Source organism: Gordonia namibiensis NBRC 108229 (assembly GCF_000298235.1).
GTDB lineage: Bacteria > Actinomycetota > Actinomycetes > Mycobacteriales > Mycobacteriaceae > Gordonia > Gordonia namibiensis.
Genome location: NZ_BAHE01000012.1, coordinates 21,983 through 44,186 on the forward strand (window position 1 = coordinate 21,983; position 22,204 = coordinate 44,186).

General features: G+C 67.0%; 21 protein-coding genes. 9 read left to right on the top strand and 12 right to left on the bottom strand.

The genetic code is table 11. From position 1 onward, the window contains the following. The first annotated feature begins 63 nt into the window (after positions 1-63). On the top strand, positions 64-1,038 hold the full coding sequence (locus GONAM_RS08195) for a quinone oxidoreductase family protein (protein WP_006866290.1): 975 nt from the start codon (positions 64-66) through the stop codon (positions 1,036-1,038). Positions 1,039-1,054: 16 nt separating this feature from the next. Here GONAM_RS08195 and GONAM_RS08200 read toward each other — a convergent pair whose 3' ends face one another. Continuing rightward, a complete protein-coding gene (locus GONAM_RS08200) occupies positions 1,055-2,047 on the bottom strand; it encodes a heme o synthase (RefSeq protein ID WP_006866291.1) in 993 nt (330 codons plus the stop codon). Positions 2,048-2,287: 240 nt separating this feature from the next. On the opposite strand from GONAM_RS08200, the gene tkt reads away from it, so the two are divergent. The 5 genes from tkt to pgl are packed head-to-tail and all read left to right on the top strand — an operon-like array spanning position 2,288 to position 8,806. Further along, positions 2,288-4,366: a transketolase gene (gene tkt, locus GONAM_RS08205; RefSeq protein ID WP_006866292.1), complete on the top strand. Its 2,079-nt coding sequence runs from the start codon at positions 2,288-2,290 to the stop codon at positions 4,364-4,366. 20 nt (positions 4,367-4,386) lie between these two features. Next, positions 4,387-5,508 carry a transaldolase gene (tal, locus tag GONAM_RS08210; protein ID WP_006866293.1) on the top strand — a complete coding sequence of 374 codons (1,122 nt, stop codon included), beginning with the start codon at positions 4,387-4,389 and terminating at the stop codon, positions 5,506-5,508. Positions 5,509-5,514: 6 nt separating this feature from the next. Then, positions 5,515-7,068, top strand: a complete 1,554-nt coding sequence (gene zwf, locus GONAM_RS08215; protein ID WP_006866294.1) for a glucose-6-phosphate dehydrogenase — start codon at positions 5,515-5,517, stop codon at positions 7,066-7,068. Then, a complete protein-coding gene (locus GONAM_RS08220) occupies positions 7,065-8,066 on the top strand; it encodes a glucose-6-phosphate dehydrogenase assembly protein OpcA (protein ID WP_006866295.1) in 1,002 nt (333 codons plus the stop codon). Before zwf ends, GONAM_RS08220 begins: the two co-directional genes overlap by 4 nt. Positions 8,067-8,071: 5 nt before the next feature. Continuing rightward, the gene (gene pgl, locus GONAM_RS08225) at positions 8,072-8,806 is read left to right on the top strand and encodes a 6-phosphogluconolactonase (RefSeq protein WP_040535806.1); all 735 of its coding nucleotides are present in this window, start codon (positions 8,072-8,074) and stop codon (positions 8,804-8,806) included. Between the two features lie 12 nt (positions 8,807-8,818). Here pgl and GONAM_RS22630 read toward each other — a convergent pair whose 3' ends face one another. The 5 genes from GONAM_RS22630 to GONAM_RS08240 all read right to left on the bottom strand — a co-directional run bounded on the left by GONAM_RS22630 (position 8,819) and on the right by GONAM_RS08240 (position 12,293). Next, entirely contained in the window at positions 8,819-9,124 is a 306-nt protein-coding gene (locus GONAM_RS22630) for a DUF1097 family protein (RefSeq protein WP_245548591.1), read from the bottom strand. Then, on the bottom strand, positions 9,039-10,088 hold the full coding sequence (locus GONAM_RS08230) for an alpha/beta fold hydrolase (RefSeq protein WP_006866297.1): 1,050 nt from the start codon (positions 10,086-10,088) through the stop codon (positions 9,039-9,041). Before GONAM_RS08230 ends, GONAM_RS22630 begins: the two co-directional genes overlap by 86 nt. A 49-nt stretch (positions 10,089-10,137) precedes the next feature. Continuing rightward, entirely contained in the window at positions 10,138-11,382 is a 1,245-nt protein-coding gene (gene fmdA / locus GONAM_RS08235) for a formamidase (protein ID WP_006866298.1), read from the bottom strand. Between the two features lie 43 nt (positions 11,383-11,425). Then, positions 11,426-11,737: a zinc ribbon domain-containing protein gene (locus GONAM_RS23085; protein ID WP_083876390.1), complete on the bottom strand. Its 312-nt coding sequence runs from the start codon at positions 11,735-11,737 to the stop codon at positions 11,426-11,428. Between the two features lie 181 nt (positions 11,738-11,918). Then, on the bottom strand, positions 11,919-12,293 hold the full coding sequence (locus GONAM_RS08240) for a MarR family winged helix-turn-helix transcriptional regulator (protein ID WP_006866300.1): 375 nt from the start codon (positions 12,291-12,293) through the stop codon (positions 11,919-11,921). 45 nt (positions 12,294-12,338) lie between these two features. On the opposite strand from GONAM_RS08240, the gene GONAM_RS08250 reads away from it, so the two are divergent. From GONAM_RS08250 to GONAM_RS08260, 3 genes are all read left to right on the top strand, one after another. After that, positions 12,339-13,493 (top strand): substrate-binding domain-containing protein, encoded by a 1,155-nt coding sequence (locus GONAM_RS08250; protein WP_280985354.1) that lies wholly within the window; start codon positions 12,339-12,341, stop codon positions 13,491-13,493. 107 nt (positions 13,494-13,600) lie between these two features. Continuing rightward, positions 13,601-13,927: a pyrimidine/purine nucleoside phosphorylase gene (gene ppnP / locus GONAM_RS08255; RefSeq protein ID WP_006866302.1), complete on the top strand. Its 327-nt coding sequence runs from the start codon at positions 13,601-13,603 to the stop codon at positions 13,925-13,927. Between the two features lie 35 nt (positions 13,928-13,962). Then, positions 13,963-14,676 (top strand): NAD(P)H-dependent oxidoreductase, encoded by a 714-nt coding sequence (locus GONAM_RS08260; RefSeq protein WP_006866303.1) that lies wholly within the window; start codon positions 13,963-13,965, stop codon positions 14,674-14,676. On the opposite strand, the gene ppc is transcribed toward GONAM_RS08260, so the two are convergent. The 6 genes from ppc to whiA all read right to left on the bottom strand — a co-directional run bounded on the left by ppc (position 14,673) and on the right by whiA (position 22,174). Next, positions 14,673-17,513: a phosphoenolpyruvate carboxylase gene (ppc, locus tag GONAM_RS08265; protein ID WP_006866304.1), complete on the bottom strand. Its 2,841-nt coding sequence runs from the start codon at positions 17,511-17,513 to the stop codon at positions 14,673-14,675. The genes GONAM_RS08260 and ppc overlap by 4 nt on opposite strands. A 98-nt stretch (positions 17,514-17,611) precedes the next feature. Then, positions 17,612-17,845 (bottom strand): preprotein translocase subunit SecG, encoded by a 234-nt coding sequence (secG, locus tag GONAM_RS08270; protein ID WP_006357231.1) that lies wholly within the window; start codon positions 17,843-17,845, stop codon positions 17,612-17,614. 110 nt (positions 17,846-17,955) lie between these two features. Beyond that, entirely contained in the window at positions 17,956-18,744 is a 789-nt protein-coding gene (tpiA, locus tag GONAM_RS08275) for a triose-phosphate isomerase (RefSeq protein ID WP_006866305.1), read from the bottom strand. A 3-nt stretch (positions 18,745-18,747) separates the two neighbouring features. Then, positions 18,748-19,959 carry a phosphoglycerate kinase gene (locus GONAM_RS08280; protein WP_006866306.1) on the bottom strand — a complete coding sequence of 404 codons (1,212 nt, stop codon included), beginning with the start codon at positions 19,957-19,959 and terminating at the stop codon, positions 18,748-18,750. Positions 19,960-19,996: 37 nt separating this feature from the next. Further along, the gene (gene gap / locus GONAM_RS08285) at positions 19,997-21,016 is read right to left on the bottom strand and encodes a type I glyceraldehyde-3-phosphate dehydrogenase (protein WP_006866307.1); all 1,020 of its coding nucleotides are present in this window, start codon (positions 21,014-21,016) and stop codon (positions 19,997-19,999) included. Between the two features lie 180 nt (positions 21,017-21,196). After that, positions 21,197-22,174 carry a DNA-binding protein WhiA gene (gene whiA / locus GONAM_RS08290; RefSeq protein WP_174310871.1) on the bottom strand — a complete coding sequence of 326 codons (978 nt, stop codon included), beginning with the start codon at positions 22,172-22,174 and terminating at the stop codon, positions 21,197-21,199. Between the last annotated feature and the right edge of the window lie 30 nt (positions 22,175-22,204).

Below are 22,204 nucleotides of genomic sequence, written 5' to 3' on the forward strand. Positions count from 1 at the left end.
GGGCCGGTTCCGATAGCGGGATCGGCATCACATCCGGCGTGTTCCCCGTGTACAACGGGTGTCGTGCGCGCGATACAGGTGACCCGCCACGGCGGCCCGGACGTACTGGCCTTCGGAACCGTCGACGACCCGATCCCGGCCGCCGACGAGGTGATCGTCCGGACCTCGGCAGTCGGCGTCAACTACATCGACACCTATCTCCGGCGCGGGCTCTACCCGTCGACCCCGCCGTACATCCCGGGCACCGAGGGCGCGGGTGAGATCGTCTCCCTGGGCTCCGAAGTGTCCGGCCTCGAAGTCGGCCAACGGGTCGCGTGGTGCGCCGCACCCGCGTCGTACGCCGAACTCGTGGCGGTGCCCGCAGCGCAGGCGGTCGTCGTCCCCGACGGGATCGACGACGCCGTCGCAGGATCGTCGCTGCTCCGCGGGCTCACCGCCCACTACCTCCTGGACGGGAGCGCACATCCGCATCCGGAGGACACGGTGCTGATCCACGCCGGGGCGGGCGGGGTCGGGCTGATCCTCACCCAGATGGCCAAGCGCCACGGGTTGCGGGTCATCACGACGGTGTCGTCCGACGAGAAGGAGGAGCTGTCCCGGGAGGCCGGAGCCGACCACGTGCTGCGGTACACCGACGACCTCGCCGCGCGGGTCCGGGAACTGACCGACGGCCGCGGTGTCCCGGTGGTCTACGACGGAGTCGGCGCGGACACCTTCGAGCAGTCGCTGGCCGCCACGGCCGTCCGCGGCATCATCGTCCTGTTCGGCGCCTCCAGCGGACCGGTGCCGCCGTTCGATCTCCAACGCCTCAACCCGGCCGGTTCGTTGTCGGTGACCCGGCCCACGCTGGCGCATTTCACCGCGACGCCGGAGGAACTCAACTGGCGCGCGAGCGAGTATTTCGAGGCCATCGAAGACGGCGATGTGGACGTGCGGGTGGGTCAGCGATACCGGTTGGCCGACGCCGCACAGGCCCACGCGGACCTCGAGGCCCGCAAGACCACGGGTGCGACCGTGTTGCTGCCGGCCGACTCCTGAGGCCGGTCGGACGGGATCAGAAGTACGAGGAGATCGTCTGCATGCCGACGACCGCGTCGATCGCGAGGCCGCAGAAGACGATCGCCAGGTACTCGTTGGACTGCAGGAACACCTTGAGCGGCTTCACCTCGGCACCGCGCTTGGTGTCGCGGTAGAGCTTGGTGACCCGCTCGAGGAACCAGGCGCCCGCGAGAAGGGCGATCACGGTGTAGATCCAGCTCGTGGCCGGGATGAGGGCGAGCGAGCTGATGACGGTCAGCCAGGTGTAGACCAGCATCTGACGCGTGACGCGTTCCTCGGTCGCGATGACCGGGAGCATCGGCACGCCCGCTGCCTTGTAGTCCTCCTTGTAGCGCATCGCGAGCGCCCAGGTGTGCGGCGGAGTCCAGAAGAAGATGACCAGGAACAGCACGATCGGCTGCCAGCTGATGGAGCCGGTGACGGCGGCCCAGCCGACGAGCGTCGGCATGCAACCGGCGGCACCGCCCCACACCACGTTCTGCCAGGTGCGGCGCTTGAGGATCATCGTGTAGACGCCGACGTAGAAGATGATCGTCGCCGAGACGAGCAGGGACGACAGCAGGTTCGCGGCGAAGTACAGAACCGCGAACGACGCGGCCCAGAGCACCAGACCGAAGATCAGCGCACTGCGCGTGGCGACCGCCCGACGTGCCAGTGGGCGCCGTTCGGTGCGCTTCATCTTCTTGTCGATGTCGGCGTCGACCACCATGTTGAGGGTGTTGGCGCTGCCGGCACCGAGCCATCCACCGATCAGGGTGAAGGCGATGACGGCGATGTCGACGTGACCGCGATCGGCCTGCAGCATCACCGGGATGGTCGCAACCAGCAGCAGCTCGATGACCCGCGGCTTCGTCAGCGCGACATACGCAAGCACCGTCGCGCGCACACGTCCGGCCCACGTCAGATCCGCCGGCATGACCGGCTCGGTCGAAACCTGCTGTGATGCGGTGTCGGTCGAGTGGGATGCGGCGGGATGGTCTCCGCTCACACGCTCCCCTATCCTCACGAACACTCCTCGTCCGCCCGCACAGATCGCCGCGGGCTACTACAGAGCATGGTAGACGTTTGCCTTTGCGAACCGTGAATCGCGTCGTGGCGGAAGCCGTGACCGGCGACGATCGGCGAACCGGCGGGTAACTTTCGGTCGGCGCGCAGGTCGCCGTCGCAGCCGATTACTCTGGACTCGAACGCGCCGAAAACCGAGCAGGCACAGGAGACAATCACCATCGTGGCCGACACAGATGAGATCCGCGCACTGACCACCCCCCGCCATCCGGACGACTGGACCGACCTCGACACCCGGGCAGTCGACACGGCCCGCCTGCTGGCCGCCGACGCGGTGCAGAAGTGCGGCAGCGGCCATCCCGGTACCGCGATGAGCCTCGCGCCGCTGGCCTACACGCTGTTCCAGCGTGTGATGCGGCACGACCCCACCGACACCGACTGGGCCGGCCGCGACCGCTTCGTGCTGTCCTGCGGACATTCGAGCCTGACCCTTTACATCCAGCTCTACCTGGGCGGCTTCGGCCTCGAGCTGTCCGACATCGAGGCGCTGCGCACCTGGGATTCGCTGACCCCGGGCCATCCGGAGTTCCGCCACACCCGCGGTGTGGAGATCACCACCGGCCCGCTGGGGCAGGGTCTCGCCTCGTCGGTCGGCATGGCGATGGCCGCCCGCCGCGAGCGCGGCCTGTTCGACCCGGACGCCGGCGTCGGTGAGAGCCCGTTCGACCACTACATCTACGTGGTCGCCTCCGACGGTGACATCGAGGAGGGCGTGACCTCCGAGGCCAGCTCGCTCGCCGGCACCCAGCAGCTCGGCAACCTGATCGTGTTCTACGACCAGAACCAGATCTCGATCGAGGACGACACCGACATCGCCCTGTCCGAGGACGTCGCCAAGCGCTACGAGGCCTACGGCTGGCACGTGCAGACCGTCGAGGGCGGCGAGGACGTCGTGGCCATCGAGGCCGCGATCAAGGCGGCCCAGGAGGTCGTCGACCGTCCGTCGATCATCTGCCTGCGCACCATCATCGGCTACCCGGCGCCGAACATGATGAACACCGGCATGGCCCACGGCGCCGCTCTCGGCGAGGACGAGGTCGCGGCCACCAAGAAGGTCCTCGGCTTCGACCCCGAGAAGAACTTCGAGGTCACCGACGAGGTCATCGCGCACACCCGCAAGCTCGTCGAGCGCGGTGCCGAGCAGCGCAAGGCGTGGACCGCCTCCTTCGATGCGTGGGCCGAGAAGAACCCCGAGCAGAAGGCGCTGTTCGACCGCCTGACCGCTCATGAGCTCCCGGAGGGCTGGACCGACAGCCTGCCGAGCTGGAACGTCGGCGACAAGGACGTGGCCACGCGCAGCGCCTCGGGCAAGGTGCTCGGCGCCCTCGCGCCGGTGCTGCCCGAGCTGTGGGGCGGTTCCGCCGACCTCGCCGGCTCGAACAACACCACGATGGACGGCGAGCCCTCGTTCGGCCCGACGTCGATCAGCACCAAGAAGTGGTCGGCCAACCCTTACGGCCGCACCCTGCACTTCGGTGTCCGCGAGCACGCGATGGGTTCGATCCTGTCGGGCATCGCCCTGCACGGACCGACCCGCGCCTACGGCGGCACATTCCTGCAGTTCGCCGACTACATGCGTCCGGCCGTCCGCCTGGCCGCGCTGATGGAGATCGACCCGATCTACGTCTGGACCCATGACTCGATCGGTCTCGGCGAGGACGGCCCGACCCATCAGCCGATCGAGCACCTGGCCGCACTGCGGGCCATCCCGAACCTCGACGTCGTGCGTCCTGCCGACGCGAACGAGACCGCCTACGCCTGGGCGCACCTGCTGACCCGGCGCAACCACCCGGTCGGCCTGGCACTCACCCGCCAGAACCTCCCGATCCTCGAGGGAACCTCGGCGCAGGGCGTCGCCAACGGCGGCTACATCCTCAGCGATTCCGAGGGCGACCCGCAGGTGGTGCTCATCGGTACCGGTTCCGAGGTATACCTGGCCGCCGAGGCGCAGAAGGCGTTGGCCGACAAGGGAATCAAGGCCCGCGTCGTGTCGATGCCGTGTGTCGAGTGGTTCGACGAGCAGCCCAAGGGGTACCAGGACCACGTCCTCCCGCCGTCGGTTCCGCGTGTCGCCGTCGAGGCCGGCATCGCGATGCCGTGGTATCGCATCGTCGGCGCCGGTGGCGAGATCGTCAGCATCGAGCACTTCGGTGCATCGGCCGACTACAAGGTGCTCTTCACCAAGTTCGGGATCACCGCAGAGGCCGTCACCTCGGCCGCCGAACGCGTCGTCGCCGGCTGACCAACCCAAGGAGAGAGATCGTGACCCAGAACGAGAAGCTCGCCGAACTGTCCGCCGCCGGTGTCTCGGTGTGGCTGGACGATTTGTCCCGTGACCTGATCAGCTCCGGCGACCTGGCCGAACTGATCGCGACCAAGTCGGTGGTCGGCGTGACCACCAACCCGTCGATCTTCCAGGCTGCACTGTCGAAGGGCACCGCCTACAACGCCCAGGTCAACGAACTCGCCGCTCGTGGCGCCGACGTCGACGGCACCATTCGCACGGTGACCACCGACGACGTCCGCAACGCCTGCGACGTCCTCGCACCGGTGTACGAGGAGTCCGACGGCGTCGACGGCCGGGTGTCGATCGAGGTCGATCCGCGCCTGGCCCACGACACCGACGGCACGGTCGCCCAGGCGATCGAGCTGTGGAAGATCGTCGACCGGCCGAACCTGCTGATCAAGATCCCCGCCACCAAGGCCGGGCTCCCCGCGATCACCAAGGTCATCGCCGAGGGCATCAGCGTGAACGTGACGCTGATCTTCTCGGTGGAGCGCTACAAGGAGGTCATGGACGCCTACCTCGACGGCCTCGACGCCGCCGCGGAAGCCGGTCACGACCTGTCGAACATCCACTCGGTGGCGTCGTTCTTCGTGTCGCGCGTCGACACCGAGATCGACAAGCGCCTCGACGCCATCGGCACCCCGGAAGCGGTGGAGCTCAAGGGCAAGGCCGCACTGGCCAACGCCCGCCTGGCCTACTCGGCCTACCAGCAGGTCTTCGAGGTCGAGTCGCGCTTCCCCGACCTGCTCGCCCATGGCGCCCGCCCGCAGCGCGCGCTCTGGGCGTCGACCGGCGTGAAGAACCCGGACTACCCCGACACCCTGTACGTCAGCGAGCTCGTCGCGCCCAACACGGTCAACACCATGCCGGGCAAGACGATGGACGCCTTCGCCGACCACGGTTGGGTCAACACCGGCTCGATCATCGGCCTCGCGCAGGAGTCGCAGGAGATCTTCGACAAGATCGCGGCACTCGGCGTGGACACGGTCGACGTCTTCAAGGTCCTCGAGGAGGAGGGCGTCAGCAAGTTCGAGGATGCGTGGAACGATTTGCTCGACGCGACCGCCGAGCAGTTGTCCGCGGCGAACAAGGGCTGAACCCACGTGGCCGACGGCGAGGACGCAGTAGGACCCGATTCCTGGATCAATCCGCTCCGTGACCCACAGGACAAGCGGCTCCCCCGCATCGCGGGCCCGTGCAGTCTGGTCATCTTCGGCGTCACCGGAGACCTGGCACGCAAGAAGTTGATGCCTGCGGTCTACGACCTCGCCAACCGCGGGCTGCTCCCCCCGTCGTTCGCGCTCGTCGGGTTCGCCCGGCGCGACTGGAGCGACGAGGACTTCGGGGCGGTCGTGCACGACGCCGTGCGGGAACACGCCCGCACGGGCTTCCGCGAGGAGGTGTGGGAGCGCCTCGCCGAGGGCTTCCGCTTCGTGCAGGGCAACTTCGACGACGACGCCGCCTTCGACAAGTTGCGCGACACCCTCAAGTCGCTCGACAACGAACGCGGTACCGACGGCAATCACGCCTTCTACCTGTCGATCCCGCCCGGTGCCTTCCCGACAGTGTGTGAACAGCTCGAGCGAAGCGGGTTGGCGGCACCGACCGGCGACAGCTGGCGTCGGGTCGTCATCGAGAAGCCCTTCGGTCACGACCTCGAGTCGGCCCGTGAGCTCAACGCCATCGTCAACAACGTCTTCCCGGAGTCGTCGGTGTTCCGCATCGACCACTACCTGGGCAAGGAGACGGTGCAGAACATCCTGGCGCTGCGCTTCGCCAACCAGCTGTTCGATCCGCTGTGGAGTGCGCACTACGTCGACCATGTCCAGATCACCATGGCCGAGGACATCGGTCTCGGCGGCCGGGCCGGATACTACGACGGCATCGGCGCGGCGCGCGACGTCATCCAGAACCATCTGCTGCAGCTGATGGCGCTGGTGGCGATGGAGGAGCCGATCTCCTTCGAGCCCAAACAACTACAGGCGGAGAAGGCCAAGGTCCTCGCGGCCACCCGCAACATCGAGCCGCTGTCGGAGAACACGGCCCGAGGCCAGTACACCGCGGGCTGGCAGGGCAGCGAGAAGGTCCGCGGCCTCAAAGAGGAATCGGGTTTCGCGAAGGACTCCACCACCGAGACCTTCGCCGCGATCGCTCTCGAGGTCGATTCCCGACGCTGGGCGGGGGTGCCCTTCTACCTGCGCACCGGCAAGCGCCTCGGTCGGCGCGTCACCGAGATCGCGCTGGTCTTCAAACGGGCACCGCATCTGCCCTTCGACCAGACGATGACCGAGGAACTCAGCCAGAACGTGCTGGTGATCCGAGTCCAGCCCGATGAGGGCATGACGCTCCGGTTCGGCTCCAAGGTCCCCGCGACGAGTATGGAGGTCCGCGATGTGAACATGGACTTCAGCTACGGCACCGCGTTCACCGAGGCGTCTCCGGAGGCCTACGAGCGGCTGATCCTCGACGTGCTGCTCGGCGAACCGTCCCTCTTCCCCGTCAACGAGGAAGTCGAATTGTCCTGGAAGATCCTCGATCCGGTGCTCGATTACTGGGCCCAGAACGGTCGGCCAGACGCATATGAGGCGGGAACGTGGGGGCCGGCGTCCGCCGATGAGATGCTCGCGCGCCATGGCCGACAGTGGAGGCGTCCATGATCGTCAACCTGCCGGACACGACGAGCCGGGAAGTCGCCAAGCGACTGGTCAACCTGCACGAGACCGAGGGTTCGGTCAACAACGGCCGTGTGCTGACGCTGGTCGTCTGCGCCGAACACGACGAACCGACCGAAGGCGCCATCGAGGCCGCGATCGCCGCGAGTCGCGAGCATCCCAGCCGCGTCATTGTCGTCTCCCGCGGTGTGCGCCATGCCCGTTCGCGGATGGATGCCGAGATCCGCGTCGGCGGCGACGCCGGCGCGTCGGAGGTCATCGTGCTGTCGCTGGCGGGCGACATGGCCGACCACGCGCATGCGGTGGTGATCCCCTTCTTACTGCCGGACACCCCGGTGGTCACCTGGTGGCCGAGTATCGGTCCCTCGAAGCCGGCCTCCGATCCGCTCGGGACGCTGGGCCGCCGCCGGATCATGGACGCCAACCGTGACCCCGGTCTGAACACCGTCCTCAAACGGCGTCTGGCCGGGTACTCCCCCGGTGACACCGACATCGCCTGGACGCAGCTCACCCCGTGGCGGGCGATCCTGGCATCGGCACTCGATCGCCCTCCGTTCACCCGGGTCCTCGAGGTCGACGTGACCGGACCCGATCGCAGCCCGGCCATCGATCTGCTCGCCGGTTGGCTGCGGTCGGCGCTGGGTGTGCCGACGCGCAGGTTCACCGGCAGCTTCGAGGTCCGACTGGTCCGGACCGACGGCGACACCGTGCTGGCCGTCGACGAGGCAAACAACGCGGTGCTGACCGCTCCGGGTAAGCCGGACGGGAAGATCGCGATGACGCCGCGATCGCTGCCTGTGTGCATCGCCGAGGAATTGCGACGTCTCGACATCGACGAGGTGTACGCCTCAGCGCTGGCTGGTGTCGCCGACGTGGAGCGGATCTCGCCGGAGCAGGAGGCGCTCCTCCGCGCCGATATGCGAGCCGCGGTGAACCACGCTGCGCAGCAGAGTGATTCAGCAGCATCCGACGAAGAGGAGTGAACGACGTGGCCATCGAGACGCTGGTCTTCGATTCCAAGCAGGAACTGGTCGACACCGCGGCCGCCCGTTTCGTCGACCTGGTGACCCGCGCACAGTCCGAACGCGGCGTCGCGAGCATCGTCCTGACCGGCGGCAGCAACGGGATCGGCATCCTGTCGGCGCTGGCCGCCGACAGCGGCACGATCGACTGGTCGCGGGTCGATCTCTACTGGGGCGACGACCGTTTCGTGCCGGCCGACGACCCGGAACGGAACTCCGGCCAGGCCCGCGAGGCCCTGCTCGACAAGGTGCCGGTTGACCCGTCGCGGGTGTTCCCGATGGCCCCGTCCGACGGTCCGTTCGGCGACGACATCTCCGCCGCCGCAGCCGACTACGCGGCGATCCTGGCCGGCCGCTCGGTCGACGGCATCGCCCCCGAGTTCGACCTGCATCTGTTGGGCATGGGCGGCGAAGGCCACATCAACTCCCTCTTCCCGCACACCGCCGCCACCGCGGAGACCGAGAAATCCGTTGTCGCCGTGGAGGACTCGCCCAAGCCGCCGCCGCGTCGGATCACTCTGACGCTGCCCGTGGTCAACCGGTCGCGCAACGTGTGGTTCCTCGTCGCGGGCGCCGACAAGGCCGAGGCCGTCGCCGCCGCCCACAACGGGGCCGATCCGGCGGACTGGCCCTGCGCGGGTGCCCATGGCACCGACGAAACCATCTGGTTCCTCGACGAGGACGCCGCCAAGAACCTCTGACCGATGCGGCCCTCAGGCCGTCGCCGGTGCGCCGGCGGAGCCGGTGAGCAGAGTCAGAAGGTACTCCGACGCCATCCCGAATGCGACGCCGACCACGAACGCACCCGCAACGGGCACACTCGGGTGCTGCCAGCTGACCGGATCGTTCACCGCTGACCCGGTGGCCGCTACCGTGCCTGCGGTCGAGGCGAAGCCGAGAAAGCCTGCAGGCGTGCCGCCCCCCGGCCGATTCTCAATCGCTCGCGACGGCGCCGGGCTTGGACAGCAGGTCCCGGATCCCGGCGTCGATGAACGCGGTGTCGACGTCGTTGGCACCACCTCCCGCGAAGTGCCCCCAGATCCCCGGTATGACCCGCACCTCGCCGTTGGCGATGAACTGCGTCGCCCACTGCTCGTCCTCCGGCGGGAAATAGAGATCCTTCTCCGCCGGCATCGCGAGCAGCGGACATACGATGGAGCGCAACGCCTTTTCGGTGTCCCCGTCGAATCCCGGGGTGTTGCCGACGTCGCCCGCATGCCAGGTCCTCAGCATCGCGAGCAGGTTGTTCGGGTCACGGCCGTCACGAAAGAAGTTCTCCCAGAACCCGTAGAGAAAATCGTCGAACGAAGTGAATCCCAAGGCACGCCACTCCTCCTCCCAGTAGAAGGCCTGCGAGTAACCCCAGCCCGAGTACACGCGCGCGAAGGCGCGGAGTCCTTTGATCGGCAATGCTTCTGGCGTGTAATCACCATCGGCGTAGGCCGCGTCGGCCTTGAGGGCGAACTCGAGCGACTCCAAGAACACCTTGTTGTGCGGAGAGGTGATGCTCGAACCGCAGAACGGAGCCGCACGTTCCACCATCTCAGGATGGCTGACCGCCCACTGATAAGTCTGCCCGGCACCCATCGACCAGCCGGTGACCAACGCGATCCGTGAGACTCCGAACTTCTCGGTGACCAGCCTGTATTGGGCCTCGACCTGGACATAGAACGTCACAGCTGGGAATCGGGCACGGTCATACGGCGGCGGGGTGTTCGACGGCGACGAGGACAGGCCGTTGCCGAGCATGTTCGGCGCGATGATGAACCAGTCGTTGGGATTGAGGGCCTTGTCGTCTCCGATCAGCCACTCGTTGTCGGTGTGCCACCCCGAGTACCACGTCGGGTAGACGATGACGTTTGACTTGTCGTCGTTGAGCGCACCATAGGTCTTGTAAGCGAGGCGGGCTCCGCGAAGGGTGGAGCCGGATTGCAGGGTGAAGTCTCCCAGTTCGAAATACTCGGCGTCCGTTGGTGCCGGCATGGTCGGTCTCCTCGTGGTTGGGCGTGAAACGAATCGGATGATGACGGGATCAACTGCTGACTGCACATTGGCCGCGATCGACCTGTACCGGCCCCTGAGCCGAAGGACGGACGTCGATGTCGAAGATCGCCGTCGGGACGTAGAGGGTGGCACAGGAGTTCGGCACGTCGACGACGCCGGAGAATCTGGCCTCCACCGGTGCGGCACCGAGCAGGAGATACACCTGCTCCTTCGTCCAGCCGAACTTGGACAGATACTCGATCGCATTGAGGCAGGCGTTCTGGTACGCCAGCGTCGAGTCGAGATAGTGCTGATTTCCCTGCTTGTCCACAGAGAATCCGACAAAGGTGAGGAACTCCGAGTAACGCGGCTCGACGATCCCCGGGATGAAGACCGGGTTCGTGGTGACCCCGTAGGTCTCCATTCCCCCCTTGATCACCTCGACCCGGAGATCGATATAGCCGCCCATCTCGATCGCCCCACAGAAGGTGATCTCCCCGTCGCCCTGCGAGAAGTGGAGGTCGCCGAGCGAGAGATTCGCGCCGTCGACGAAGACCGGGTAGAAGATCCGACTGCCCTTCGACAGATTTTTGATGTCCTGATTTCCGCCGTTCTCGCGAGGCGGCGCGGTGCGGGCGGCCTCGCCTGCGATCCGCTCGTGGTCGGCGGGGTCGACACCACCGAGCACCGCATTGTGCGGTAGCGGCGGCAGGGCGAGCGGTGGTACGCAATCGGGGTCGGTGTCGATCAGCGCCTGCTCGCGCGAGTTCCAGGTCGCCAGCAGGCTCTTGCTCGGTGCGGTGCCCATGAGTCCCGGATGGATCAGCCCGGTGAACTCGACGCCCGGGATATGGCGGCTCGTCGCCTGCTGTCCGGCGAAGTCCCAGACCGCCTTGTAGGCCTGGGGGAAGAAGTCGGTGAGAAATCCACCGCCGTTCTCGCGAGCGAAGATGCCGGTGTACCCCCATCCCTGTCCGGCGACCGGGCCCTGCTGCTGCGGCACCGGGCCCACGTCGAGGATGTCGACCATCAGCAGATCGCCCGCCTCGGCGCCTTCCACTCCGAAGGGCCCGGACAGCTGATGCACCATCGACAGGTCACAGTCACGGATGTCATCTGCGTCATCGGAGTTGAGAATCGTACCGTCGAACCACTCCTTGGACTCGACCCGGAAGGACTGTCCCGATCGAACGGTCGCCACTGGTGGGATCTCGGGGTGCCACCGGTTGTGGCCGACGAGCTCCTGTGCGCGAAAAGGTTTGGCATGATCGACGGGAAAGATGACGTCAGGCATATGGATTCCTCCTAGGAGAGTTGGGTAGTCGAGAATCGACCTGTCAGGGCCGTGGCAGCTGCCGCCAGCGCGGATCCTGCGTGGGCGCGCGGCGACCTGCCGCGGTACGCGACCGGGTGACAACGGACGGACTCTCCGCGGAAGACTGCTGCAGGGCAAGCAATTTCGTTGCCAATGGATCGTGTGACAACACCGCCGTCGGCCCGTAGACGCGGGACGCCTTCCCGCCGCAGGTGCCACAGCGCGCCGCAGCCGGAGCCTCCCCCATCGGAAAGCGCTGTTCGAAGTCACCGTGGGCGGGGCACCGGTAGTCGTAAACGGTCACTGAACCCTCCATCGGCCTCATTACTCCCATTTGGGAGTAATGAGGACACTACTCAGCGCCGCTAGGGTGTCAATGCCAGAACGGCGGTGGATGTTGCGATTCCGGAACTGTTAACGCCGGTGCAACAGACCTCGTACCATTCACGAAAGGCGTTACACAGCAGAAACCTCGTGCAGGGTCGAGCGGTGTCAGAGTGACAAACGAGCGGGTTTCATCCTTGCGACCCGCGAACCGACGACACAGCCGACTCCTCGTACACCAGGGAGATGATCGGTTCGACCTCCCGTAGGAGCAGGGCACCTTGAGCAGAGATCTGAAGCGTCACCCGACGACGGTCATCGGGCGCCGGGCTCCGGTACACGGCTCCGCTTTCGACCAGGGAATCGATCGCACGAGTCGCCGAGGTCGGCGGGATCACCAGGGCATCGATGAGGTCGGCCATCGACGACCCGGGGTTGGCCTCGACGGCGGCCAGGGCTCGCCACCGGTCGGCCGTCAGTCCGTGTTCGCGAAGCGCTGCGTCGAGACGGGCGGAAACGAACGCAGCCTGACGCAAGAGAGAAAGGGCGGCGAGGACTTCGGTCATGATTGGTCCCCTTTCGCGTTGTCGCCCGCGCTCGACTCCGACGGCGTGCACAACCTGCAACATACCAACTCATCGCCACTTGTTCGCGGGGCCGGTGACCGACGAACTCGAACCGATACTTCTTGCCGAGTTGCACTCGTCCTCCCTCGAACGGGGCCGGCCGGGATCTTCGGGCCGCAATGTCTGGCCGCCGCCGAACTGGCGGCAACCGAGATCGAGGCGACGGGCGGAATCGGCGGACGGGCAGTCGAATTCGTTCATCTCGACGCTGGACGGCCGCCGGCACAGGTTGCACGCGACGTGGGGTTGCTCCTGCACGACGGCGCCATCGACGCGATATCCGGATGGCACCTGTCGAACACCCGACAGGCCATCGCCCGTGTGGTGCGTGGCTCGATTCCCTACGTGTACGCCGCCGCATACGAGGGCGGCGAGAACAGTGATGGCGTGGTGTGCAGCGGTGAGGTCCCGATCGACCAGATCCTCGCCTCCTTGCAGTGGTTTCGGCGAGAGCGCGCTCTGAAGCGCTGGTACATCGTCGGCAACGACTACATCTGGCCCCGAGGCACGGCGGCAGCTACACGGAAAGGTTTGGAGGGCAGCGATGTCGGCGTTGTCGCCGAATGCTATCTGCCGCTCGGTACCGAGGACGACTCACAGTGGGATGCGACGTGTACTGCCGTGGCCCGAGCCGAACCGGACGGCGTTCTCTCGCTCCTCGTCGGGTCCGACGCCGTCCGCTTCAACCGCGCGTTCGCGCGGCATCAGCTTGACGTCTCCATCGCCCGATTCAGTCCGTTCACCGACGAAACCGTGGTCCTCGCCAGTGGCGCCGAGGCCACCGGCGATCTGTACATCTCCGCGGGATGGTTCGCCGGCCTGGGCTCGGCGTCGGCAACGGATTTCACCACCGGATTCACACGCGCTTTCGACCTGATCCATGGGACCGGTCCCATCGGAGTCGGCGCAGCACCACCGCCGGGGACGATGGCCGAAACCACCTATTCTGGGCTGAAAGTGCTCGCCGGGATGGCCCGCGACGGCATGCCGAGTGTCGATGACGCTCGACGGGTACTCGAGTCATGGGGCTGGGACTCACCGCACGGACCGGTGGATATGCGAGACGGAAGTGCCCGGCACCGAGTTCACCTCGCGGCGGCCGACGGCGTCGGACTCGATGTCATCGCACGTGTGAACTGAGGTCGCCAGCGATCGGGACGCCTCGCGGACCGAGGTTCTACGACCCGGCCTGCCGCTCCTGACCACGGACCTCCCGCGATCATCCGGTGGCCGGCTCGCTAGGCTCAGTGCTCGTGACCGAGACCTCGACCTACGCGAACGTGACCCTCGACCCGGCCGCCAACGTCTACTTCGACGGCAAGTGCGTGAGCCACACGTTCCATCTCGCTGACGGCACCCGCAAGTCGGCCGGCGTGATCCTGCCCGCGACGCTGAATTTCGGTACCGGCGCACCCGAGATCATGGAACTGCACAGCGGTGCCTGCCGGGTGCGGCTCGCCGGTAGCGAGGACTGGACCACTTACGGCGCGGGCGACTCGTTCTCGGTACCCGGCGATTCCTCGTTCGACATCGAGGTCACCGACGCCGTCAGTTACGTCTGCCACTACGGCTGAGGAATCATTCGGGGAGGCATCGTGTTGCACGCCACATGCGCGGCAATGCACTGTGGGTGCTCGCCCACCCCGATCAGTCCTCCCTGAGTAGCCATCTGCGGAATGTCGGTATCGCGGCGTTACGCGAAAAAGGTTGGCGCGTCGTCGAATCCGACCTCTACCGGATGAGATGGGATCCGCTCCTCGTCACCGACGACGGATCGGCCGATGTCCGCGCCGAGCAACGGAAACTCGCCGATGCCGATCTGGTGATCCTGCAGTTCCCTCTGTGGTGGTACGGCGTGCCTGCCATCCTCAAGGGCTGGTTCGACCGGGTCTTCGAGAGCGGGTTCGCCTACGACGTCCCCGACCCCGAGACCGGACGGTTCCTCAAGTACGGTCGCGGCGGACTCATCGGGAAGCGGGCGCTCGTCGTCGTGACCGCCGGGGACCGGCACGCGAGCCTCGGGCCCCGCGGGATAAGCGGCCACATCGACGACGTGCTGTGGCCGATCCTGCATGGAACCCTCTGGTACACCGGCATGCAGCCGCTCCGACCGCACCTCATCACCGAGGCCGACGACGTCGACCAGCAAACGGTCGGTTCGGTGGAGCGGTCGCTGATCGATCGCCTCGACCACGTCGCGGAGGAAGAACCGATCTCGTATCTGCCGATGGAGGACGAGTTCTACGATCACTCGATCCGCCTGCACGACCACATCTCACCGGGCGTCGAGGGCAACGCCGCGCACCAGCACTGCGCGGTCTAGCCCGAGTTGCGCAGTGCCGTCGCCAGGCCGTTCATGGTGAGCTGGATACCGCGCCGCACCAACGGGGTGTCCTCCCCCGCACGGAATCGGCGCAGCAGTTCCACCTGCAGCAGGTTGAGCGGCTCGAGGTACGGGAAGCGGTTGTAGACAGAGCGTTTCAGGGCCGCGTTGTCGTGCAGCAGGTCGTCGGTGCCGGTGATCTTGGCGCACATGGCGATCGTGCGCTCGTGTTCGTCGACGATCATGCCGAACACCTTGTCGCGTAGTTCCTCGTCGGGAACCAGCTGTGCGTAGCGTTCGGCGAGACCCATGTCGGACTTCGCCAGCACCTGCGCCATGTTCGACATGACCGTGCGGAAGAACGGCCACTTCTCGTAGTAGCGCTGCAAATCCTCGAGACGGGTGGGATCGTCGCCGACCCATTCCTCGAATGCGGACCCGGTGCCGTACCAGCCCGGGAGCATCACTCGTGACTGTGTCCACGACAACACCCATGGGATCGCGCGGAGATCCGAGATCTTCTCGGTCTGCTTACGCGACGCCGGGCGGCTGCCGATGTTGAGGGCGCCGATCTCCGACAGCGGCGTCGACGTGGTGAAGTACTCGACGAATCCAGGTGTCTCGTGCACGAGGCGGCTGTACGCCGCGCGCGCCTTGGCGGCGATGTCGTCCATGATCTCGTAGGCCGACTCCGATTCGTCGCCGAGACCCTCGACGTCGAGCAGCGACGACTCGATGGTCGCGGCCAGCAGCGTCTCCAGGTTGCGGCGTGCGGTCACCGGTTCGGCGTACTTGGCGGCGATGATCTCGCCCTGCTCGGTGATGCGCAGCGATCCCTGCACCGCGCCCGGCGGCTGCGCGAGGATCGCGTCGTAGCTGGGTCCGCCGCCGCGGCCGACGGTGCCACCGCGACCGTGGAAGAGCCGCAACCGGATTCCCGACTTCGACGCCGCCTCGACGAGGTCGAGTTCGGCGCGGTACAGCGCCCAGTTGGCGGCCATGTAGCCGCCGTCCTTGTTGGAGTCGGAGTAGCCGAGCATGATCTCCTGCATGCCGTTCTGGGACTCCACGAGCGCCCGGTAGAACGGCACGTCGAGCACGGCGAGCAACGTGGTGGCGCCCTGCTGCAGGTCCTCGATCGTCTCGAACAGCGGCACGACCCGGACAGTGGAGCGCGGCGTGTTCTCCCCCGCGGCACCGGGGTCGTAGAGACCGGCCTCCTTCAGCAGGATCAGGGCCTCGAGCATGTCACTCACCGAGGTGCACATGCTGATGATGTAGTTGGGCACCGCTTCCGGACCGAACGTCGCTACCGCCTTCGCCGCCGCACGCACGATCCCGAGTTCCTTGGTCGCCAGCTCGCTGAGTTCCGCGTCGGGACTGGTGAGGGGCCGGCGCCGCTGCAGCTCGGCGGACAGGATCTCGACCCGCTCGTCCTCCCCCAGCGAGGCGTAGTCGGCGTGGACCCCCGCCCAGGCCAGGAGTTCGGCGACGACCTCCTCGTGCATGTCGGAGTTCTGACGCATGTCGAGACCGGACAGATGGAAACCGAACGTACGCACCGACTCCCGAAGCGACAGGAGGCGATCGTCGGCGATGGTGGCGTCGTTGTTGACCCGAAGCGCGGCGTCGATGACGTCCAGGTCGGCGAGCAGTTCCGATGCGTCGTCGTAGGGTGGCTTGCCGTCGACGAGGAAGAGGTCGCTCGAGGAGAGGAAGTCGTCGTCGAACATCCCCCGCGCCGTCGCCGCGAGACGGGATCGGATGTGCCGCAACGCGAGCCGGAATGGTTCGTCGACGCCCGGGTCGTCGGCATCGGCACCGGCGAGTTCCAGCAGCGGCTCGGTGCCGGTGATCAGTCGCGCCGACATGCTCAGTTCCTGCGCGAGGTTCTCGAGTTCGGCGAGATGGTGCCCGACCGCGGTCGCGGCGGCCAGCGTGGTGGCGAGGGTGACGACCTCGGCGGTCACGAACGGGTTGCCGTCCCGGTCGCCGCCGATCCAGGACCCCATGCGGATCATCGGCTCGTCGGCGAGATCCGCCTCCGGGTACGCCGACCGCAGTGCGGCACGCACCGAGGTGTTGATCGCCGGCACCACGTCGAAGAACGAGGCATCGTAATAGCGCAGACCGGAACGGATCTCGTCCTGGATGGTGAGTCGTTCGAGGCGGATGAGCGCGGTCTGCCACAGCGTGAGGATCTGGCGGCGGATCGCCTCGGTGACCTCGGCGTCCTCGTCGGGGGTCAGTTCGGTGCGGCCGCGGAAGCGCATCAGCTCGGTGATGCGGTTCTGCGCCTCGAACACCGTGCGACGCCGCGTCTCGGTCGGGTGGGCGGTGATGACCGGCACGACGTTGGCGTCGGCGAGCGCCTTGCCGACCTCCTCGTCACCGAGTCCGGCGTCGGCGAGCTGACGGTAGGTCGCGGCCAGGCTGGACTTCTGCGGCGGGTCACCGGCCCGCACGTGAATGGCACGGCGACGTTCGCGGTGGATGTCCTCGGCCAGGTTGGCCAGCAGCGCGAAATGGCTGAAGGCGCGGATGACGGGCACCGCGGTGGCCACGTCGAGATCGACGAACATGTCCGCGAGTTCGCTGCGATCGATCTCGTTGCGACGCACGCCGAATGCGGCCACCCGAGCCGATTCGACGAGATCGAAGACCTCGGTGCCGGAGTGCTCGGCGACGACCTCGCCGAGGATGCCGCCGAGCAGTCGGATGTCCTCGCGTAATGGTTCGGTGAGTGCACGGCCCTCGTCGTCGACGACGATGTGGTCGACGATCGAGATGGACGGACGCGATGCCGGGGCTCCCTGTGTGGGGGCGGTTTCACTCATGCCCTCAAGTATCCCGAGATCAGGGGCATCCGGCATCCCGGGGAAAGCGACGGGCGACGCGTCAGACGCGTCGCCCGAGGTCGAGAGCAGAAATCAGCTCAGGAAAGTTTGATGTCGACGCCCACGCCGACGATGAAGATCACCCAGATGAGGCCGACGAAGATGGTCAGCCGGTCGAGGTTGCGTTCGACGACGCTCGAACCCGACAGGCTGGACTGGACACCGCCGCCGAACAGGGACGACAGACCGCCACCCTTGCCGCGGTGCAGCAGGACGAGCACGATCAGCAGCACGCTGGTCACGATCAATCCGATGTCGAGTGCACCTTGCACAGTCACGAGTCGAAACGCCCTTCCGTAAACACCTGGAGAAACAGCTGTGGCAGGTGGTGCCGACGCAAATCGACACCAACCTGCCACAGTGTACGCGTGGGTGTGACCCGTCAGGGCAAGGGGCCACCCGCGGCGATCGCCGACAGCGTCGCGAACTCGTCGGATTTCAGCGACGCGCCGCCGACGAGAGCCCCGTCGACGTCGGTCTGGCCGACGATGTCGCCGACGTTCTTGGCGTTCACCGAGCCGCCGTAGAGGATGCGGACCGAGGCCGCGGTCTCTGCGTCGGCGATCTCCGCGAGGGTCTCGCGGATCGCCTTGCAGACCTCCTGGGCGTCGGCGGCACTGGCCACGCGACCGGTGCCGATGGCCCAGACCGGCTCGTAGGCGATGACGGTCTTGGCGATCTCGTCGGCCGAGAGGCCCGCCAGCGAACCCTTGAGCTGCGCGACGTTGTACGCGACGTGCTCGCCGGCCTCGCGGATCTCGAGCCCCTCGCCGATGCAGACGATCGGGGTGAGCTCGTGCCGCAGCGCGGCCTTCGTCTTGGCCAGCACGACCTCGTCGGTCTCGCCGTGCAGGGTGCGACGCTCCGAGTGCCCGACGACGACGAAGGTGCAGCCGAGCTTCGCGAGGAAGGCACCGCTGATCTCGCCGGTGTAGGCGCCCGAGTCGTGCTGCGACAGGTCCTGCGCACCGTAGGTGAGCAGGAGCTTGTCCCCGTCGACGACGGTCTGCACGCTGCGGATGTCGGTGAACGGCGGGATGACCGTCACGTCGACCTTGTCGAAGTACTTCGCCGGCAGGGCGAAGGCGATCTTCTGAACCAGCGCGATGGCCTCGAGGTGGTTCAGGTTCATCTTCCAGTTGCCCGCGATGAGCGGTTTACGAGTTGCCATGGCTCAGCTCTCCAGCACCTTCAGTCCGGGGAGTTCCTTGCCCTCGAGGTACTCCAGCGATGCGCCACCTCCGGTGGAGATGTGCGAGAAGTCCGAGTCGGGCAGACCCAGGGTCCGCACCGCGGCGGCCGAGTCGCCGCCACCGACCACGGTGAACGCACCGTTGCCGGTCGCCCCGGCGATGGCCTCGGCGACACCGCGCGTGCCGGCCGAGAACTTCTCGAACTCGAAGACGCCCGACGGACCGTTCCAGAAGATCGTCTTGGCGCCCGAGAGGACCGCGGCGAATCGCTTCACCGACTCCGGTCCGATGTCGAGGCCCATCCAGCCGTCCGGAATGGCATCGGCAGCGACGGTCTTCGCCTCCGCGTCGGCGGCGAACTTGTCGGCCACCACGACGTCGACCGGCAGGTGGATGACGTCGCCGAAGCGCTCGAGCAGGCTCTTGCAGACCTCGATCTGGTCTTCCTGCAGCAGCGAGGTGCCCACCGAATGGCCCTGTGCGGCCAGAAAGGTGAAGGCCATGCCGCCGCCGATGACCAGCGTGTCGACCTTGGGAGCCAACGCCTCGATGACCCCGAGCTTGTCGGAGACCTTCGAGCCACCGAGGACGACCGCGTACGGGCGGGTCACGTCTTCGGTGAGCTTCGACAGGACGTCGACCTCGGCCGCCACCAGCTCTCCCGCGTAGTGCGGGAGGAGCTTGGCGACGTCGTAGACCGAGGCCTGCTTGCGGTGGACCACTCCGAAGCCGTCCGACACGAACGCGCCGTCGTCGCCGACGAGTTCGACGAGGGCCTTGGCGAGCTTCTCGCGCTCGGCGTCGTCCTTGGAGGTCTCCCGCGGGTCGAAGCGGATGTTCTCCAGGAGTAGGACGTCACCGTCGGTGAGACCCTCGGCGCGGGCGAGCGCGTCGGTGCCGACGACGTCACCGGCGAGCTGCACGTTGCGACCGAGCTCCTCGCCGAGACGCGCAGCGACGGGCGCGAGCGAGAACTTCGGATCCGGCTCGCCCTTCGGCCGACCCAGGTGCGCGGTGATGATCACCTTGGCACCGGCGTCGATGAGCGCGTTGAGGGTGGGCAGGGATGCGAGGATGCGACCCGGATCGGTGATCGTCGACCCGTCGAGCGGGACGTTGAAATCCGAACGGACCAGCACTCCGCGACCCGAAACACCCTCTTCCAGAAGGTTCTTCAGAGTGGGAACACCCATGAGGCGTTGACTCCTCTTTCGTTGTACGACGAGTGGACTAGAGAGACTTGCTGACGAGTCCGATGAGGTCGACGAGGCGGTTCGAGTAGCCCCACTCGTTGTCGTACCAGGACACGACCTTGGCCTGATCGTCGATGACCTTGGTCAGGCCGGCGTCGAACAGCGAGCTGTGCGGGTCGGTGACGATGTCGGAAGAGACGATCGGGGCGTCGTAGTACTTCAGGATGCCCTTGAGCGGACCCTCGGCAGCGGCCTTGAGCGCGGCGTTGATCTCCTCGGCGGTGGCCTGCTTGGCCAGCTGCGCGGTGAGGTCGGTGACCGAGCCGGTGGGGATCGGCACACGCAGTGCGTAGCCGTCGAGCTTGCCCTTCAGCTCCGGGAGGACCAGGCCGATGGCCTTGGCGGCACCGGTCGAGGTCGGCACGATGTTCAGGGCGGCGGCGCGGGCGCGACGCAGGTCCTTGTGCGGGCCGTCCTGCAGGTTCTGATCCTGGGTGTAGGCGTGGATCGTGGTCATGAGGCCCTTGACGATGCCGAACTCGTCGTTGAGGACCTTGGCCAGCGGGCCGAGGCAGTTCGTGGTGCACGAGGCGTTCGAGATGATGTTCTGGCTGCCGTCGTACTTGTCGTCGTTGACGCCCATGACGATGGTGATGTCCTCATCCGACGCGGGGGCCGAGATGATGACCTTCTTGGCGCCGGCATCCAGGTGACCCTGGGCCTTGGCGCGTGCGGTGAAGATGCCGGTCGACTCGACGACGACGTCGACGCCCAGATCGCCCCACGGGATCGAGGCGGGGCCTTCCTTGACCTCGAGCGCCTTGATCTTCTTGTCGCCCACCACGATGGTGTCGTCGCCTTCGAGGCTGACCTCTTCGGGCAGACGGCCGAGGATCGAGTCGAACTTCAGCAGGTGCGCGAGAGTCGCGTTGTCGGTGAGGTCGTTGACCGCGACGATCTCGATGTCAGTGGTGCCCAAAGCCTTTTGCGCTTCGACGGCACGGAAGAAGTTGCGGCCGATCCGGCCGAATCCGTTGACGCCTACCCGAACAGTCACAGTTGTGCTCCTTAGCGGTATTCATGGTCAGGCCTGTGGGTCAAGCCCTGCTGGCCGCGCCGTGAGCGGTCACCGATGGCACACAGGGGCGACCCCCGGTCCGCACACGTCGACCTCAGCCTAGTAGGCCGGGTTCGGTCCGGCACACCGCAGGTCCGACTGTTGGCTTCCCCGCAGTGATCAGGCCTCGTCGAGCAGCTCTGAGGTGACCGCCGACTCGGTGTCCGGGATGCCGTCCTGGCGAGCTTTCTTGTCGGCCATCGACAGCAGACGACGGATGCGTCCGGCGACGGCGTCCTTGGTCATCGGCGGATCGGCGAGCTGGCCGAGCTCCTCCAGGGAGGCCTGCCGATGGGTGATGCGCAGCTGTCCGGCCGCGACGAGATGATCAGGGACCTCGTCGCCGAGGATCTCCAGGGCGCGTTCGACGCGGGCCGCCGCGGCCACCGCCGCGCGGGCCGAGCGTCGCAGGTTGGCGTCGTCGAAGTTGGCGAGACGGTTCGCGGTCGCACGCACCTCACGGCGCATGCGGCGTTCCTCCCACACCAGGCGGGTGTCGTGGGCCCCCATCCGGGTGAGCAGGGCGCCGATGGCCTCGCCGTCGCGGATGACGACCCGGTCGGCGCCGCGGACCTCGCGGGCCTTGGCGGTCACGCCGAGGCGACGGGCCGCTCCGACGAGGGCAAGCGCGGCCTCCGGTCCGGGGCAGCTGACCTCGAGGGCCGACGAACGTCCGGGTTCGGTCAACGAGCCGTGTGCGAGAAACGCACCGCGCCAGGCGGCTTCGGCGTCGGCGACACTTCCGCCGACGACCTGGGCGGGGAGCCCGCGCACCGGACGGCCACGCAGGTCGAGCAGGCCGGTCTGCCGGGCGAGGCCCTCGCCGTCCTTGGTGATGCGCACGATGTAACGGGCCGACTTACGCAGTCCGCCGCCACGCAGGACGTGGACGTCGGAGCCGTAGCCGAACAGGTCGTGGATCTCGCGTCGTAGGCGCCGCGCGACATTGCCCATGTCGACCTCGGCCTCGACCACCACGCGGCCGGCCACGATGTGCAAGCCGCCGGCGAATCGCAGCAGAGCCGACACCTCGGCTCTCCGGCAACTCACCTGGGTCACCGTCAGGCGACTCAGCTCGTCTTTCACCGCCGCCGTCATCGCCACCGGTCCCTGTCCTCCTGTCAACAG